At 68.7% G+C, this 15,612-nt stretch carries 16 protein-coding genes; 8 read left to right on the top strand and 8 right to left on the bottom strand.

Annotated elements, in window-relative coordinates; genetic code table 11:
- Positions 1–6 precede the first annotated feature (6 nt).
- The 7 genes from G369_RS0105665 (at position 7) to G369_RS0105635 (ending at position 5,985) form a co-directional block, all read left to right on the top strand.
- The gene (locus G369_RS0105665; protein WP_019653013.1) at positions 7–780 is read left to right on the top strand and encodes a sterol desaturase family protein; all 774 of its coding nucleotides are present in this window, start codon (positions 7–9) and stop codon (positions 778–780) included.
- Positions 761–1,723 carry a fatty acid desaturase family protein gene (locus G369_RS0105660; RefSeq protein ID WP_026346218.1) on the top strand — a complete coding sequence of 321 codons (963 nt, stop codon included), beginning with the start codon at positions 761–763 and terminating at the stop codon, positions 1,721–1,723. Before G369_RS0105665 ends, G369_RS0105660 begins: the two co-directional genes overlap by 20 nt.
- A gap of 3 nt (positions 1,724–1,726) precedes the next feature.
- Positions 1,727–3,643: a StlD/DarB family beta-ketosynthase gene (locus tag G369_RS0105655; RefSeq protein ID WP_019653011.1), complete on the top strand. Its 1,917-nt coding sequence runs from the start codon at positions 1,727–1,729 to the stop codon at positions 3,641–3,643.
- The gene (locus G369_RS0105650) at positions 3,627–4,541 is read left to right on the top strand and encodes a DUF6999 family protein (protein ID WP_019653010.1); all 915 of its coding nucleotides are present in this window, start codon (positions 3,627–3,629) and stop codon (positions 4,539–4,541) included. Before G369_RS0105655 ends, G369_RS0105650 begins: the two co-directional genes overlap by 17 nt.
- Before the next feature lie 17 nt (positions 4,542–4,558).
- Entirely contained in the window at positions 4,559–4,930 is a 372-nt protein-coding gene (locus G369_RS0105645; RefSeq protein WP_026346217.1) for a hypothetical protein, read from the top strand.
- Positions 4,917–5,147 (top strand): hypothetical protein, encoded by a 231-nt coding sequence (locus G369_RS0105640; protein WP_019653008.1) that lies wholly within the window; start codon positions 4,917–4,919, stop codon positions 5,145–5,147. Before G369_RS0105645 ends, G369_RS0105640 begins: the two co-directional genes overlap by 14 nt.
- Positions 5,148–5,397: 250 nt before the next feature.
- Entirely contained in the window at positions 5,398–5,985 is a 588-nt protein-coding gene (locus tag G369_RS0105635) for a hypothetical protein (RefSeq protein WP_019653007.1), read from the top strand.
- Between the two features lie 30 nt (positions 5,986–6,015).
- On the opposite strand, the gene G369_RS0105630 is transcribed toward G369_RS0105635, so the two are convergent.
- Positions 6,016–6,858, bottom strand: a complete 843-nt coding sequence (locus G369_RS0105630; RefSeq protein ID WP_019653006.1) for a metal-dependent hydrolase — start codon at positions 6,856–6,858, stop codon at positions 6,016–6,018.
- A 130-nt stretch (positions 6,859–6,988) separates the two neighbouring features.
- Between G369_RS0105630 and G369_RS0105625 the strand changes: the two genes are divergently transcribed.
- A complete protein-coding gene (locus tag G369_RS0105625) occupies positions 6,989–7,624 on the top strand; it encodes a TetR/AcrR family transcriptional regulator (RefSeq protein ID WP_019653005.1) in 636 nt (211 codons plus the stop codon).
- Here the strand turns inward: G369_RS0105625 and G369_RS0105620 are convergent.
- The 7 genes from G369_RS0105620 to G369_RS0105590 all read right to left on the bottom strand — a co-directional run bounded on the left by G369_RS0105620 (position 7,621) and on the right by G369_RS0105590 (position 15,526).
- A complete protein-coding gene (locus G369_RS0105620; RefSeq protein WP_019653004.1) occupies positions 7,621–8,763 on the bottom strand; it encodes an ABC transporter permease in 1,143 nt (380 codons plus the stop codon). The genes G369_RS0105625 and G369_RS0105620 overlap by 4 nt on opposite strands.
- Positions 8,763–9,947, bottom strand: a complete 1,185-nt coding sequence (locus tag G369_RS0105615) for an ABC transporter permease (RefSeq protein ID WP_019653003.1) — start codon at positions 9,945–9,947, stop codon at positions 8,763–8,765. Before G369_RS0105615 ends, G369_RS0105620 begins: the two co-directional genes overlap by 1 nt.
- A gap of 21 nt (positions 9,948–9,968) precedes the next feature.
- Positions 9,969–10,955 carry an HlyD family secretion protein gene (locus tag G369_RS0105610; protein ID WP_019653002.1) on the bottom strand — a complete coding sequence of 329 codons (987 nt, stop codon included), beginning with the start codon at positions 10,953–10,955 and terminating at the stop codon, positions 9,969–9,971.
- On the bottom strand, positions 10,955–12,424 hold the full coding sequence (locus tag G369_RS0105605; RefSeq protein ID WP_157773632.1) for a TolC family protein: 1,470 nt from the start codon (positions 12,422–12,424) through the stop codon (positions 10,955–10,957). The genes G369_RS0105610 and G369_RS0105605 overlap by 1 nt, the downstream gene beginning before the upstream one ends.
- Positions 12,425–12,428: 4 nt before the next feature.
- Entirely contained in the window at positions 12,429–13,151 is a 723-nt protein-coding gene (locus G369_RS35465; RefSeq protein ID WP_019653000.1) for a MerR family transcriptional regulator, read from the bottom strand.
- A gap of 43 nt (positions 13,152–13,194) precedes the next feature.
- Complete coding sequence (locus G369_RS0105595) at positions 13,195–15,096, bottom strand: YhgE/Pip domain-containing protein (protein ID WP_019652999.1); 1,902 nt, start codon at positions 15,094–15,096, stop codon at positions 13,195–13,197.
- A 61-nt stretch (positions 15,097–15,157) separates the two neighbouring features.
- Positions 15,158–15,526 carry a nuclear transport factor 2 family protein gene (locus tag G369_RS0105590; RefSeq protein ID WP_019652998.1) on the bottom strand — a complete coding sequence of 123 codons (369 nt, stop codon included), beginning with the start codon at positions 15,524–15,526 and terminating at the stop codon, positions 15,158–15,160.
- Positions 15,527–15,612: the final 86 nt, after the last annotated feature.

Here is a 15,612-nt window from a genome sequence, read left to right as displayed (position 1 = left end):
CGGGGGATGGCGCAGACCTTCACCTCGTTGTCCGCCCCGCAGGTCATGCTGTGGGGCCTGCTTTTCTTCGGCGGCATCTATCTCTGTTTCGGCGCCGCCACCTGGCTGCTCACCAGGCGCGTGCTCCCGGCGCTGGGCATCGGACGGGTGCTCGATCCGCGGCCGCTGCAGCCGGGGCAGCTGCGGCGCGAGCTGACGCAGTCGGGCGTGTCGGTGCTGCTCTTCGGGCTGGGCATGGTGTTTCCGTGGGGGCTGCTGCAGCTGGGCTGGGCCCGGCTCGATCCCGATGCGGGCTGGCGGCAGATCGCGGTGGAGATCGTCGCGCTGGCGATCTGGAACGACGTGCACTTCTGGATCAACCACCGGCTGCTGCACACGCGCTGGCTGCGGCGCTTCCACGGGCCGCACCACCGCTCCTTCGTGACCACGCCGTGGTCGACCTACAGCTTCCATCCCGTCGAGGCGCTGATGCTGGGCAACGTGATCCTGCTGCCGATGGTGGTGCACGACTTCAGCTTCTGGTCGCTGGCGGCGGTGCCGGTATTCAGCCTGTTCTTCAACTGCGTCGGGCATTCGAACTACGACTTCTTCACGGGCGTCTCGTACAGCCACTGGTTCGCGGCGAGCCGCCGGCACCACCTGCACCACGCGGTGCACAACGGCAACTACGGCTTCCAGTTCACCTTCATGGACCGGCTGTTCGGCACGCGCGTGGCGGCCGATGCGGCCGAACCGGTTCTTCAGGCTTTCCGCAAGAAGCATGGCGCGACCACGGCCTGACGCAGGGTCCGGGGCGAACCTCCGCCTGCCGGTGCTGCGCAACTGGCGCGACTGGCAGAGCATCGCCTACCTCTTGGCGCTGCCCGGGCTGGCGGCCTGGCAGTGGTTCCACGGCTTCGATGCGGTGCTGTACGGGCTGATGCTGTTCCTGACGCTGGGCGTCGGCGTGATCCACCACAACCACGTGCACCTGCGCATGTGGCGCAGCCGGCGCCTGAACAGGTTCACCGATTTCTGGATCACGCTGCTGCAGGGCCACCCGACCTTCGTGTTCTGGCCCGCGCACGTCGCCAACCATCACCGCCATCGCCATGGCCCGAAGGACGTGGCACGCACCTACCGCTTCGGTGGCGATACCAACCACCTCCGGGGCTACCTGCTGCACCCGTTCCAGGCCGTGTGGGTGCTCATGCCGCTCTTCTTCGCATGGCTCGCCCGGCTGCGGCGGCACCGTCGCGGCGCCTGGCGCTACTGCATGGCGCAGTACGCAGTGTGGCTGGCGAGCTGGGCGGTGCTGCTGGCGATCGACTGGCGCAAGGCGCTGCTCTTCGTCGTCGTGCCACAGCTGCACGGCCTGCACTGGCTGCTGGCGACCAACTACCTGCAGCACGCGCACGCCGACGGCCGCAAACCCACGCAGGAGGGCGCGCCGGGGGCACCGCGCGATACCGCGGGTAGCCGCTTGAACTACGCGCGCAATTTCGAAGGGCTGGTGAACCCCTTGCTGTTCAACATCGGCCTGCACACCGCACACCACGAGAACCCGCATGCCCACTGGTCCGAGCTCACCCGCCTGCATCACACGCACTACCGCGCGCAGGTGGATCCGGTGCTCAACGAGGGCGGGCTGGTGCCGTACATGGTGCGCGTCTTCGTGCTGGGGACCGTGTGGCCGCGATTCCGCAGCCGCCCGCTGATGCCCCGCGATCCATCAACTCTCTGAACCATGCCTGTTCCATTCCAACGCGTGTACCTAGAAAGCGCCGGCTACTTCATGCCGGGCGAGCCCATCCCCAACGAGCGCATGGACGCGTACATCGCGCCGCTCAACCGCATGTCGGAGCGCATCAAGCGGCGCATCCTGGCGGAGAACGGCATCCTCACTCGGCACTACGCGATCGACACCGAAGGCGTGACGCGGCACACCAATGCGCAGCTGGCAGCTGGCGCGATCCGCGACTGCCTCCAGCGCGGCGGGGCCGAGCTCTCCCGGGTATCGCTGCTGGCCAGCGGCTCCTCGGGCGGCGACGCGCTGATGCCGGGCTTCGCCAACATGATCCAGGGCGAGCTGGCTGCGAAGCCCATGGAGACGCACTCGGTGCACGGCATCTGCGCCGCAGGCGTGTCGGCGATCCAGACGGCTGCGCAGGGCATCGAACTCGGCGCGCACCGCTCGGCGATGGCCGTGGCCAGCGAGATGCCGTCGCGCCTTTTCAAGCGTTCGCGCTTCGCGGCGCGCGGCTACGAGACCGACTTCGACTCGCACTTCCTGCGCTGGATGCTGTCCGACGGGGCAGGGGCCCTGCTGCTGTCCGACGGGGCATCGGCCCTGGCCGGCTCGCCGGGCCTGCGGCTGAAGCTGAAATGGGTGCACCAGCGCGCCTTCTCGGGCGACTATCCGGTCTGCATGCAGCTGGGGCTGACCGAGGACCGCGCGCGCGGCCATCTCGATTTCGGCTCGTGGGCGGAGGCGGAGGCGGCGGGTGCGCTGTCGCTGCGCCAGGACATCCGGCTGCTGCCGCACCTCTTCGACATCGGCATCCACGAATACGCGGGGCTGGTGCGCGACGGCTGGGTCGATCCGAAGCGGGTCGATCACTTCCTGTGCCATTACTCGTCGGAGAAATTCATCCCGGTGGTCGAGGACCTGATGGCCAAGGCCGACCTGTCGATCCCGCGCGAGCGCTGGTGGAGCAACCTCGCATGGCGGGGCAACACGGGCGCGGCGTCGATCCTGGTGATGCTGGCCGAGTTCCTGCACACCAAGGCGCTCAAGCCGGGCGAGCAGATCTTCTGCTACGTGCCGGAGTCGGGGCGCTTCATGGCGGCGTACATGCTGTGGGAGGTGGAGGCCGTCGACGCGGCACCCGTCGCGGTGGCGCCGCGCGCTGCGGCCGTGCCGGACGACGACCTCATGATCGCGCCCCCGCACGACCCTGCCGCCGCGCCCGAAGGGCTGGGTGCGCTGCTGACCGAGCTGGCCGCCATCTGGCACGACTACCGTTCGCGCGTGTGGCGCACGCCGCTCGTCCGCCAGATCCGCGAGCGCCGCTTCGCCGTGCCCGACTACCTGAACTGGATGGAGCAATGGGTGCCCCAGGTGCGCGAGGGCAGCAAGTGGATGCGCGAAGGCGCCGCCTCGCTGAGCGAGCCCTACCAGATGCTGGCATCGCTGATCGGCGTGCACGCGGGCGAGGAGCAGAACGACTTCAACATCCTCTTCAGCGACTACCGCAAGGCCGGCGGCACCGTGGAGAACATCGAGGAGCTGCGGCGCAACCCGGGCGGCGAGGCGCTCAATGCCTACCTGCACGGACTGGCCGCCACGCGCGACCCGATCGGCCTGCTGGGCGCGATCTACATCATCGAGGGCACGGGCCAGCGCATCGTGCCTGCGCTGCTGCCGCTGCTCAAGGCGAGCCTGAAGCTGCCGCCGGATGCCTTCCGCTTCCTGGAGTACCACGGCCACAACGACGAGAACCACCTCGGCCGCTGGCTCACGGCGGTGGAGATGGTGATGGCGGTGGAAGGGCAGTCGCGCGCCGCCAGCCAGATCGTCGAGACGGCGCGCCACACGGCCGCGCTGTACCTGATGCAGTTCCAACACATCACGCAGCGGATGCCCCATGGATCGAACGCCTGAATTCCTGAAGCAAGCCCACGACGAACGCGATCCCAGCCCCTGGCTGGCGCTGTATCTCGACCAGAGCACGCCGCTGCCGGACGACGTCAAGTCCGCCTGGCTGGCCGATTCGAGTTCGGGCTCGCGTCAGTACCTGCTGCCGTTCCTGCGGCCGATCGCGCGGCTGACGATCATCCTGATCCAGATCGCGAAGGTGTTCGTGCCGCGCAACTGGTCGCATTCGATCCTCCTGCACCGCCTGCTGGCCTGGGGGCTGAAGCGCTTCGTGTCGCCGGAGGCCAACTGGCTGATCCTGCGGCACTTCCACCTGGGCTCGCAGATCCTGGCCTTCATCGGGCGCAATTCGCCGGCGCCCGTGGCCACAAGCCCGCTGGAGCCGGCGGACATCGACGCGCTCAAGGACGAGATGTTCCTGAAGCACGACCTGAACCTCTTCAACTTCGTGATCAGGCTGAACACCGCGCTGCGCGACAAGGGGCTGGCGCTGTGCAAGGCGGAAAAAGTCGACTTCTCGATGATCAAGGAGCCGGGGCTGCGCCTGGAGGACATGCCCCAGGGCAGGCTGAACTTCCTGGACCTGCAAAGCGCCATCGAGCTGTTCACGCCGCTCTACCAGCTGATGCTCACGGACAACGATTTCTGGCGGGCGGCGAACTCCCTGCAGCTGGACGAGACCATCGGCATCTACGCGGCGACGATCCTGAACGCCCCGGAGCACCTGATCCTGGTCAACAACAAGCACCCGCTGGTGCCGCTGTCGACCCTGCGGGCGGGGCACCGGCTGGTGATCCACGGGCTGTCGACCGAAATGCTTCACAGCCTGCTGCAGCGGATGCAGGCGGCCCAGCGCAATACCGGCCAGCCGGAGACCACCCTATACGAGCAGCCACTTGCATAGGCGTATGCTGCCCCCAGATGCGGACCATGAACACGACCGATAATCCGTCTTCCAAGGCCGATCTGGCGGTGACCCATGTTTTGGCGCAGCTGCTGGAAAAGCTCGAGCACAGCCCTGTACCCGTGGGTGCAGAACAGTACCGCTCCGTGGTCGAACATCTTGTGCACGAGTTCGAGGACATCGGGCAGGGCGCCGAACTGGGTCGCCTGCTCGATGCCTATCCGGCCGCGGCCGAGGTGTACGAAAACCTCAACTACAAGCACGCCGGGCTTTGCCGCTCGGCGTTGGACGCTTCCCTGGCGGCCGAAATCAGCGCCCGGGAAGCCATTGCACGCGCGATGCGCCGTGCCGAACCGAACAGCAAGGACAAGATGCATGGCGAAGGGTGAAGTGAAGACGGCAGTGGTGGCGGACGGCCTGCGCTACAAATCGAAGGCGCCGGGTTCCCCGTTCCGGGCCTCGGCCTCGTTCAGCGGGGCAACCATGTCGTGCTTCATGTGCGGCAAGCACCGGGTGCGCTCGCAGCTGCGCACCCGCCAGGTGCTGGGCAAATCGCAGACGGTCTGCGCGCCTTCGTGCAAGGCCCTCGACGAAGCCCTGGAGTAGGCGCGTCGAGCCCCCGGGGCGGGTTAGCCGCTACCACAGAGGGGTGGCATTTGGGCGACATTTCCTCGTGCATAAGTCACGGAATGGCCTTCCACATTCCCGGGATTCGCTATACAGTTGGACACAAATGATGCATGTAATTGCATGTAATCAAGAGTCCTACTAAGTAGCTGATTTCCAATGAATTGCTGCCACGCCGTTTACACCCCCCGCGGGCTACGGAATTCAACCTTTGCCAAGGGGTTCTGCCATGGGTAAGTCGCGCCACGTGGTCATGCAGGTGGTCAGGCGCTCCTCGGGCAGCGCGACGCACCATGTCGAATTCCTGATGGACGACAACTTCGCCGAGCGTCTTCGGCAGCTGCGTTCGCTGGTGCCTCCGCTGGGCAGCCTCAACAAGCAGCGCGATCTGGTCATCGACAAGGTTCGCGTTCGCCTGCCCAACGCGATCTGGCGTTCCGGCAACGAGATCGACATGGATGGCGGAGTCGATGGCTCCTGCATCGTCATCGCGGCCGAGGGCTCGTTCAATTGCGGCGGCAAGGACCGCAAGACGCGCGAGAAGCTCGTGACCTACAACTTCTCGATCTCGCGCCTCATCGAGCTGCACGCCGAGCGCCCCGAGGGCGAAACCCTGTACATCCGCGACGGCGTGTTCGCCAACGACGAGCCGGCCGAATCGCCGGCAGGCCGCTGGGTGGCCTCGATGCACGAACTGGAAGTGGTGATGCGGGTGCCGGACGCCCCTTCCGACTTCGACACCCTGCACGATCTGCAGATGCGCCCCGAGCACCAGCAGGCGGGTGCCGCGACGACCAACCGCGCCAACTTCTACTGAGCGCGGCTCCGCCGTCGGGCCTGCCGGGCTTCAGCCGGCGGCAGCTGCCTCTGGCGCCGCGCCCACGGGCGTGAACTGCGCGCGGTTGTCCGCAAGCCAGCGCGCCGAGAGGCTGCTGTCCTGCTGCATCGGATGGAAGTCGGCGCGCAGGTAGCTGCGCCAGCCGGCGAGGTTGCCGCGCAGCAGGCCGTCGCGGCTCAGCAGGATGCGCGCGGCGCTCTTCCAGGTCGACCACTTCCACAGTTGTTTCTCGTGGCGCAGGTTGTCGACGGTCTGGCGCATCAGGTCGCCGAGGAACATCAAGGTGACGCGGCGGAACCAGCGCGTGCGCCACTCGTCGGAGCCGCCCGCGGCCTTGTAGATGTCGAAGGCCACGCTCTTGTGCTCCAGCTCCTCCGCGCTGTGCCACAGCCACATGGTGCGCAGTCGCGGCTCGGCGCCGTCGAGCACGCCCGGGTGGGCCAGCAGCCATTCGGCGAACATGGCGGTGAAGTGTTCCGTGGCCGCCGTCACCGCCAGCGCGTGGCGCGGGTCGGCGCCTTCCATCAGTTCCATTCGCTTGCTGGCGCGAGCCGTCCAGCGGTCGACCAGCCCCTGCTTCTCGAGATGGTTGTTGAAGAGCGAGTGGATGCGCCGGTGCGTGGCCTCCTGCCCGATGAAGCCGCGCACGTCGGCCTTGTGCTGCTCCTGAAGCTCTGGCGGCAGCGTTGCGACGGCGTCGCGCACCGCGTCGATGAAGAACTGCTCGCCGAAGGGAAAGCTCATCGACAGCGCGTTGAAGAAAGCGGTAGAGAATGCGTCGCCGCCACACCAGTCACGGGCGAACGGCGGTTGCAGGTCGATCAGAAGGCGGCGTACGACAAGATCGGTCATGAGAACAAGCCTCGAATAAGCACTGATTGCGTGGAGCGGAATTGCTGGTACATCTTCGTACCGCGTGCCGCCATGTTGCAATTGTGATTTGGTACTGTCAAGTACCTGGGCGTAGGAAAATGTGTCGTCCATGAGCGAAACCATCGAAAAAACTGCTCCGTCCAAGTCCGCGGAGGGCCCCGGGAGCGAGCACTACGCGCGCCTGCTCCAAGGCATGGCGCATGCCGTGGCTGCCAAGGGCTATGCCGAGACCACCATTGCGGACATCGTGCGAGAGGCGGCCGTGTCGCGCCGCACCTTCTACGAGCACTTCAGCACCAAGACCGAGTGCCTGATCGCGCTCTACGAAACCGCAAGCCGCCTCGCGCTGCAGACGGTGAGCGAGGCCTTCGATCCGGCCCAACCCTGGCATGCGCAGGTCGAGCAGGCCATGACGGCGTACTTCGATTACCTTGCGCAAGACCCGGCGCTGCTGCGCACGCTCTTCGTCGAGATCCTGGGGCTCGGCCTGCCGGGCCTCGCGGTACGCCGCCGCGTGAACGACGAGATCGCCAACTTCATCCAGACCGCCATCAACACCAGTTCGGACGGCAATGCCGACAGCCCCGCGGTGCACCTGACGAGCGAGATGGCGATGACGGTGGTGGGCGGCATCAACGAACTGGTGCTGCAGGCAATCGAGCAGAACAGGGCAGGCGATCTGCGCGAGCTGGTGGAACCCGCCACGCGGCTCGTGCGCGCAGTGGCTGCAGAGAGCCGACGCTAGGCCCGCCGATGCTTCGGCGCCGTGGCAGCGAGCCACAGCGTGAAGAGCCCAGCCAGCGTCAGCGCCAGCAGCACGCCCAGATGGGGCAGCACGTCGTGCAGTGGCGCGCCCATCTGGTTGAGCCGCAGCGAGGCCTGGATTCCCGCGGTGCTCGGAAAGAGCCAGCGCAGCGCCTGCAGCGGCTCCGGCAGGGCCTCCACGGGCCACGAGAAGCCTGAGAGGAAAGCCATCGGCAGTGCCGTGAACAACAGCACCTGCAAGGCCCGTTCGCGCTCGCGGAACCAGCAGCCCAGCAGCAGTCCGAGCGTGCAGATCGCCGGCACGTAGAACGCGAGCAGCACCAGCGCCCCCCACGGATTGCCGCCGCGCGGGTAGTCCTGCAGGAAGAACACCCAGCCGAAGTAGAAGACGCCGCTGAGGAAGCCGAATGCCGACAGCGCGCCCAGCCGGCCCAGCCAGGCGCCCATCGATGCCCGCAGCCGTCCGGCCTCGGCCCAGGTGCCGGCCAGCATCGCCACGCCCATGAGCAGCGTCTGCTGGAGGATCAGCAGGGCCACCGCGGGCACCACGTAGCTGCCGTAGCCTTCGGTCGGGTTGAAGAGCGCGACGAGCTGCGTATTGAGCGGGCTGCGGCTGCGAGCCGCCTGGATCGCGCTCTGGCCGCCGGCCTGCAGCTTGCGGATCTCGACGCCCGCCGAGACGGTGCCCACGGCCTCCGAGAAACCGTACAGCACCGCCTTGTTGAGCAGCGCATAGGCGCCGTTGCCCTCGATGGTGACCACCGCAGAGGTGCCGCGCAGCACGCTGCGCTTCAGGTCGGCCGGCAGCAGCGCGTAACCCTCGATCTCGCCGCGCCACAGCGCCTGCTGCGCCTCGCCGACGTCACCAGTGACCATGCGCACGTCCAGCCGCGGGTTGGCCATTGCGAAGCGTGCGATCTGCCGCGACAGGCCGGTGTGGTCCTGGTCGACCACCGCCACCGGCACGCGCGTCACGGCCTGCGTGCCGTAGGGCCAGGGGTAGAAGAAGCCGTAGATGATGGGCGCGAGCAGCATGATCAGCAGCACGCCCTTGTCGCGCAGTACCGCCAATGCGGTCTCGCGCCATGCCGGGCCGAAGCGAAGCCGTTCGTCGGTCATTAGCGTCCACCCCAGCTCTCGGGCGCCTTGGCGGCCTTCACCAGCGCCGCAGCGCACGCGGCAAGCAGCACGCCCGTGGCCAGGACCATCCACAGCGGCGTCGCCGCCGAGTACGCCACCGGCGAGCCCATCTGCAACTGCTCCATCTGCACGCGGATGTAGTGCGTGTAGGGAAGCAGGTTGGCCCAGACCTGCGCCAGCACGGGCATCGCGACCAGCGGAAAGCCCACGCCGCCGAACGCGAAGGCGGGCGCCGTGATGAAGCCCGTGGCCGACAGGGCCGTGCGCAGCGATCGCGTGAGCGCCGCCACGAAGGCCCCCAGCGCGATCGAAAGCGCCATGAAGACGACCAGCGCGAAGAGCGTCCATCCGAGCGAACCGACTGGATGCCAGCCGCGGCCCGCGGTGATCCACAGCATCGCGGCCAGCGCCACCGCCGACAGGCTCGCGAACGGCAGCGCCAGCTTGCCCGCAAGCGCGGCCAGCACCTCGTGCCACCGCGGCGAGGCGCCCAGCCATCCGCCGATGCTGCGGTCGCGCAGCTCACGGCCCACGGCCCATGCGCCGGCGGTCATCGCGAGGATGTGCAGCAGTGCTGGAATGAGCGCCGCGCCCAGGAACTGCTCGTAGTCGGTCGACGTGTTGAACAGCGCCACCATGCTCGCCTTGATCGGCTCCATGCTCACGCGCGCGGCCGTCATCGACTCGCCGCGCTTGCTGCGCACCGTCAGCTCGACCCCGCCCGAGACCGTTGCCACGGCGGTGCGAACGTCGCGCTGGATCAGGCTCGAATGCGTGCCGAGCTGCGCGTTGTGCAGCAGCATGACCTGGCCGACTCGGCCCTGCTTGACGTCGCGGCTCAGTTCGCGCGGCAGCTGCACCGCCGCGTCGACCGCGCCGCTGGTGAGCGCGCGCGCCATCTCGCCTTCGTCGCTGTAGCGCTGCGCCACGCGCAGGCCGGGCGTGGCGTCCAGGAAGCGCACCACCTGCCGCGAGAGCGAGGAGTGGTCCTGGTCGAGCACGCCGATCGGCAGCCGCTCGGGCAGGCCGGCCGAGAAGATCCACCAGATCAGGAACACCGCGAGCAGCGGCACCCAGGAGATCATGGCCAGGTCCCACGGACGCGCGCGCAGCAGCGCGAGCTCGCGCCGTGCGCTGGCGGTGGAGAAGCCGCGGAGGCTCATCGAGGGAATCCGTGCCGCCGGTCAGTCCACCAGCACGCTCATGCCGGGCCGCGCACCTTCGATGGGCTTGAGCGGACGTGCGCGGACCTCGAAGGTGCGCACGTCGAAGCCGGTTCCGCCGCGCGTGGCGCGCCAGGTCGCGAAGTCGGGCAGCACGGCGCTGTAGTAGACCTTGAAGCGTGCGGTGCGCTTGCCCTCGGGCAGCGCGGGCAGGTGGGCGTCGAATTCGTCGCCCAGCGCGAAGCGGGCGAGCCGGTCTTCGCGCACGTTGAGCACCACCCACTGGTCGTTCAGGTCGACCACCGTGACCACCGCCACGCCCTGCGGCGAAAGTTCGCCGACCTTCGCCAGCACCTTGGCCACCTCGCCGGCCACGGGGCTGCGTAGCTCGGTCTCGGCCTTGGCGGCTTCCGCCTCGGCCACCACGCCGGCGACCTGGCGGGCCTGTGCGCTGGCTGCGGCCTTGTCCTCGGGGCGGGCGCCGGTGCGGGCCATGTCGTACTGCGCCTTCGCCGCGATGGCGGCGTCGCGCGAGGCCTTCCAGTTGGCCTCTGCTTCGTCGCGCTTCTGGTCGGCCACCAGGCCCTCGCGCGCGAGTCCGTCGACTCGGCGGAAAGAGGTTTGCGCCAGTTGCGCGGCGGTCTCGGCACGCTGCCACTGCATGCGCGCCATTTCTACTTCCTGCGGACGGGCGCCGTTCTGCGCCTTCTCGGCGACGGCCTGCGCGGCCTGCTCGGCGGCGGTTGCCTGCGCGAGCTTGGCGCGCACCTCGGGGCTGTCCATGCGGACCAGCACCGTGCCGGCCTGGATGCGATCGCCTTCCTTCACCGGCACTTCGGCGACGCGCGCGGTCACCTTGCCCGCGACGTCGGTCTCGCGCGCTTCCATCTGGCCCTGGAACACCTCGGGCGCCGGACGCGAGGCGCGCCAGAAGCCCCAGACGAGCAGCGCCAGCACGAGCAGGCCGGCCAGTATCGCGATCAGTTTTCGGGTCTTGGCACTCATCATCAATTCACCTTCACGTCGGCACGTGCGATGTAGTCGGAAAACCTGTCGGAAAGCCCGGCGCTTTCGAGCAACTGCGCGAGCGCCTGCACGTAGTCGTTGGCGGCCTGCGCGCGTTCGGTCAGCACCTTGGCCTGGTTGGTCTCTGCGTCGATCAGGTCGAGCGTGGTGCTCGTGCCTTCGCGCAGGCCGGCGGTGCGCAGCTTCACGACCTCCTGCGCGAGCTCGACCGAGGCCTTCATCTCCAGATACTGGCGGCGAGCGTTCTCCAGCGCGCGCCAGTTGCGCTCGACCAGCAGCGAGATGTCGCTGCGCGCCTGCGCATCGGTGCGTTCGGCCTGCTCGACCTGCTTGAGCGAGGCGGCCGAGAGCTTGTCGCGGTCCACCGAGTCGTAAAGCGTCCAGCGCACGCCGACGCCGGCCACCCAGTCGGCGTTGCCGCTCTTGAGCTCGCGCGTGCCGAAGGCGATCACCTGCGGCCTGCGCAGCGCCTCTTCGCCTTCGTGCAGCTGCTCGGCCTGCGACTTCTTGGCCGCGACCTTGTCCAGGCCCGGGTGCCGCGTGAGCGCCGAATCGATGAAGTAGTTCAGCGGCTCGATCGGCGTGCTGATGAGAAAGAGCGGCGTCTGCGGCGCCACGCTGCCGTCGGCGCGTACGGTGCGGGCCAGCGCCACGGAGGCCAGCGCCGCGTCGTTCTCGGCCTTGCGTGCGTTGCGGCGGGCTTCTTCATACGCGGCGCTGGCCTGCAGCCGCTCGACGCGCGAGATCACGCCGGCGGCCAGCATCTTCTGCGCCGCCGAGTCGTGCTGCGCGATGGTGCGCTCGGCCTGCAGGCGCAGGGCGGCAGCGCGGCGGGCGAGCTGCGCGCCGAAGTAGCGTTGCACGAGCAGGGTGTCGACCTCGTGGCCGGCCTGTTCGGCGTCGGCCTGCGCCTCGCGCGTCTGGGCCGAGACGAAGCCGCGCACCGCGTCGGTCGCGCCGCCCACGTAGATCGGCCACACGGCGGAGATCGAGGCGTTGGTGCCGGTGTCGTGGCGGTTGAGCGTGTAGCTGTTGGGCAGTTGCGGTATCGGCACGCGCGCGATCACGCTCTGGATGGACGACGGCAGCGCCGAACCCAGCTGCCCGAGCCGCTGGTTGAGCGGATCGAGATCGAGGTTCAGGTTCGCGTTGTAGGCATAGGCCAGCGCGGAGATGCTGACCGAGGGGCCGCCCAGGCGCTTGAGGCCCTGGCTTTGCAGCTCCTTCGCGTCGACGGCGGCGCGGGCGGCGGCCAGCTTGTCGGAGCGGTCGATCATGCGGGCGCGGGCCGCGTCGAAGCTCAGGGAGAGGGTGTCGTCGCCGGCTTGCGGCTGGGCTGGCGTCTGGGCCTGTGGCAGTGCCTGCGCGAAGGCGGTGCCGCACAGCACCAGCAATGCCGGCAACAGGCTCGGCGTGAAGGGGCTTGCGGCGTGGCGTGTTCGTTTCGTCATCGGTTCAGGTGGTCTTGCGCAGCAGGGCGTCGAGCTCCTGCTGCAGGATCACGGGGAACGCGGCCTGCACCGCGCCGGTGGCGAGGCCCCGGGCCTGTTCGAGCAGCTGGGTTGCGCGCCCGGCGTCGATGGCGTCGCTGCTCAGCAGGTTGTCGGCCAGCGCGCGCAGCCAGTGGCGCGCCACGGTGCGCAGCGTGCGGGCCATGGTCTCCTGCATGCGGATGGCCTCTTCCAGCGGCAGGCCCAGGGCGGCAAGCTGCTCGGCGATCTGGCCGAGCGCGGGGCTGAGCATCTGCACCTGGCCGTCGGGCAGTTCGCGCATGAGGCCGGCCTTGGTGGCGCGGGCGAGCAGGGCGGGCGTCATCTGGCCCTTCCACTTGGCGGCCAGCGCGTCGGCCGAGACCACCACCGGCTTTTCCTCGGCGAAGAGGCTGCCCGAGACGGACCGGGCAACGGCCACGAGGTCGCGCCACGCCGAGGCCGGCGCGCGGTCGAAGATGCGGCGGATGGCTTCTATGCCGAAGCCCTGGTCGCGCAGTTCGCGGATCAGCGCCAGGCGCTGCGCATGCTCGTCGCCATACAGGCCGAGCCGTCCGCGCAGCCTGGGCGGCGGCAGCAGGCCGGCGGTGGTGTAGGCGCGGATGTTGCGCACGGTCACGCCGGTGTGCGCGGCCAGCTCCTCGACGGAGAGTTCCTGGGCGGCATCGGTGGCGGCTGGCGTGTTCATGTGACAGATTGAATGTTACATCATTGATGTCACATATTGAGCCCTAGACCTGGATCGTCGGCTTGTAGTCCGCCGGCAGCACTTCGTTCCACTTGCCGAAGATCGCCATCAGCCCGACGGCAACCGCGCCCGAGAGCAGCACGGCCCCGCAGGCATGCGCCCAGCCGTTGTCGAAGGCGCCGAACATCACGGCGCGGAAGGCCTGCACCACCCAGCTGAAGGGCAGCCAGCCATGCACGTCGCGGAAGAAGCCGGCCGAAAGCTCCACCGGCAGCACGCCGCCGCCGGCCGACAGCTGCAGCGTCAGCAGCAGCACGGTGAGGATGCGGCCGAAGTCGCCGAACACGTGCAGGATCGCGAACAGCACCACCAGGAACACCAGCGAGGCCAGCGCCATCGTCAAGGCAAGGGCCGGCACGTCCGGGGCCTGCACCTGGAGCACGCCCACCAGCGTGGCCAGCACCAGCGCAACCTGCAGCAGCACGATCAGCGCCGGCATGGTGATCTTGCCCAGCGTCTTCGCGAGCTTGGGGTAGTGGCTGTGGTCCGACAGCACGATGCGGATGTTGAACAGGTAGCCCGCCATCACCGCGCCGATCCACAGCGCCACCGACACCATGTTGGGCACGAAGGCGCTGCCGTTGTTGGCCACCGGCGCCACCACCTCCACCTTGGGCTCGACCGAGTCCGCCAGCCCCGAGGCGCTGCCCTGGATGCGGGTGATCGAGGCGGGCAGGGCGGCCTCGATGGTGCGCACGCCGGTCGAAAGCCGCTCCGCGCCCTGGGCGAGCTGCACGCCGCCCTGCACGAACTCGTCGAGCTTGCGGTCGGGCGGCAGCCTGCCCGACATGGTGTGGATGCCCGCCGCCAGCGCCGCCATGCCGTCGGTGAGCTTGCCCACGCCGCCGTCGAGCGCGGTCGCGCCGTTCGCGAGCTTGCGGCTGCCGTCCTGCGCCTTGGTCATGGCGGCCTGCGCCTGCTCGATGCCTCCGCGCAGCTTGTCGGCGCCCGCCGCGAGCTCGCCAGCACCCTTGGCGATGCGCTCGCCCACGAAGGGGATGTCGGCCGTGTCCTTCTGCATCCGGCGCGCGCCGTCGCCGAGCTGCCCGGCACCGCCTTCGAGCTGCTCGAGCCCGTCGCCGATTTGCGCGAGGCCGCTGCCGAGTTCGCGCTGGCCCGCCGCGAGCTGCTGCGAGCCGGCCTTGAGCGCGCGCAGGTCGGCATCGGCCGGCAGCTTCGATTCGATGGTGCGGATGCCGCCGTTGACCTGCTTGAACCCGCTTCCCACCTGCTGTGCGGCTGCGCCGTACTGGGCGGCGCCGCTGGCCAGCGCCTGGCTGCCGTCGCGCAGCTCCATCAGGGCCTGCTTGAGCTTGTCGAGCCGCGCCTGCGAGCCCGAGGCCGCATTCAGCACCAGGCCCCAGCGCTGCTCGTTGAGCATCTCGTTGACCTGGTGCCCCAGTTCGCCCGCGAAGCGCCGCGCCAGGCCGGCCGAGCTGTAGTTGTTGCCTTCGGAGGTGTAGACCACGATCTGTCCCGCGCCGCGCTGCGCGCCGGGCACCGCGTTGGCGCTGAAGTCGGGCGGGATCAGCAGCGCGAAGGCCAGCGTGCCCCGCCGCACCTCGGCGCGTGCCGCTTCGGTGTCGGTCATCGTGCGGAAGCCGAAGGCGCGCTTGTCGAGCAGGGTGCGCGTGAGCTCGTCGCCCACGTTGACCGTGCGCGACATGTAGGTCACGCCCCGGTCCTGGTTGACGATGGCGGCGGGCAGGTCGGATGTGTGGCCGGCCGGGTCCCACACGCTCGAGAGATAGATCAGCGCATAGATCGCGGGCACCACGCCCACCGCCGCCACTGCCAGCAGGATGCGCGGAAAGCGCCGCACGATCGCCAACTCGGCCCGGGCGATGGCCCAGGTGCCGGCGAACAGGGCATGTAGGTATCGCATGGGGCTAGGAGACTGGCAGCAGCGCCATGGCGGTGGATGGAGCGGTCGGGGAAGGTCCCGGTCAGCCCGGCTTTCGCTGGGCGGGGTCGTAGAAGAACTGCTCCTCGGCGATGCGCTCGCCCTCCCAGCGCTGCCAGGCGATCTCCTCCATGCGCATCCTGCCGCCGCCCTTAAACGTGAACTCGAAGATCCAGTGGATCGCGACGTGGTCGCCGTTCACCAGCACCGGCCGAACGCAGGTGGAGACCACCGACTCGGCGCGCTCCAGCACGGCGGTTTCCTGGGCCACCAGCGTGCTGCGGCCGCGCCGCGGTTCGGCCTGGTTCTCGCGCATGGTGGCGTCTTCGGTGTAGTAGTCCTCGATGGCCTTGGCATGCGCGCCGCCTTCGACGGCGGCGATGAATGATTCGAGTCGTTCGGTCGTGGGCATCTTTCAGTGGTCCATGGCGCAACGCGCCTTCAGTGGCATGCAAGGCTCGAGCAGGCCGTGCGCGAGACACCGCGGAACCGGCACTG

It is taken from the genome of Variovorax atrisoli 110B (assembly GCF_000382045.1).
In the GTDB taxonomy this organism is placed as follows: domain Bacteria; phylum Pseudomonadota; class Gammaproteobacteria; order Burkholderiales; family Burkholderiaceae_C; genus Variovorax; species Variovorax atrisoli.
The sequence above is the reverse complement of the archived record's forward strand: the minus strand, read 5'-3'. Positions and strand labels throughout refer to the sequence as shown.

Bases quoted from the DNA above. Each gene is read 5' to 3' on its own strand.
- G369_RS0105665 (WP_019653013.1), top strand. From the start codon at position 7: ATGGCGCAGACCTTCACCTCGTTGTCCGCCCCGCAGGTCATGCTGTGG.
- G369_RS0105620 (WP_019653004.1), bottom strand. From the start codon at position 8,763: ATGACCGACGAACGGCTTCGCTTCGGCCCGGCATGGCGCGAGACCGCA.
- G369_RS0105645 (WP_026346217.1), top strand. From the start codon at position 4,559: ATGCGGACCATGAACACGACCGATAATCCGTCTTCCAAGGCCGATCTG.
- G369_RS35465 (WP_019653000.1), bottom strand. From the start codon at position 13,151: ATGAACACGCCAGCCGCCACCGATGCCGCCCAGGAACTCTCCGTCGAG.
- G369_RS0105650 (WP_019653010.1), top strand. From the start codon at position 3,627: ATGGATCGAACGCCTGAATTCCTGAAGCAAGCCCACGACGAACGCGAT.
- G369_RS0105610 (WP_019653002.1), bottom strand. From the start codon at position 10,955: ATGATGAGTGCCAAGACCCGAAAACTGATCGCGATACTGGCCGGCCTG.
- G369_RS0105635 (WP_019653007.1), top strand. From the start codon at position 5,398: ATGGGTAAGTCGCGCCACGTGGTCATGCAGGTGGTCAGGCGCTCCTCG.
- G369_RS0105605 (WP_157773632.1), bottom strand. From the start codon at position 12,424: ATGACGAAACGAACACGCCACGCCGCAAGCCCCTTCACGCCGAGCCTG.
- G369_RS0105595 (WP_019652999.1), bottom strand. From the start codon at position 15,096: ATGCGATACCTACATGCCCTGTTCGCCGGCACCTGGGCCATCGCCCGG.
- G369_RS0105615 (WP_019653003.1), bottom strand. From the start codon at position 9,947: ATGAGCCTCCGCGGCTTCTCCACCGCCAGCGCACGGCGCGAGCTCGCG.
- G369_RS0105625 (WP_019653005.1), top strand. From the start codon at position 6,989: ATGAGCGAAACCATCGAAAAAACTGCTCCGTCCAAGTCCGCGGAGGGC.
- G369_RS0105590 (WP_019652998.1), bottom strand. From the start codon at position 15,526: ATGCCCACGACCGAACGACTCGAATCATTCATCGCCGCCGTCGAAGGC.
- G369_RS0105640 (WP_019653008.1), top strand. From the start codon at position 4,917: ATGGCGAAGGGTGAAGTGAAGACGGCAGTGGTGGCGGACGGCCTGCGC.
- G369_RS0105655 (WP_019653011.1), top strand. From the start codon at position 1,727: ATGCCTGTTCCATTCCAACGCGTGTACCTAGAAAGCGCCGGCTACTTC.
- G369_RS0105660 (WP_026346218.1), top strand. From the start codon at position 761: ATGGCGCGACCACGGCCTGACGCAGGGTCCGGGGCGAACCTCCGCCTG.
- G369_RS0105630 (WP_019653006.1), bottom strand. From the start codon at position 6,858: ATGACCGATCTTGTCGTACGCCGCCTTCTGATCGACCTGCAACCGCCG.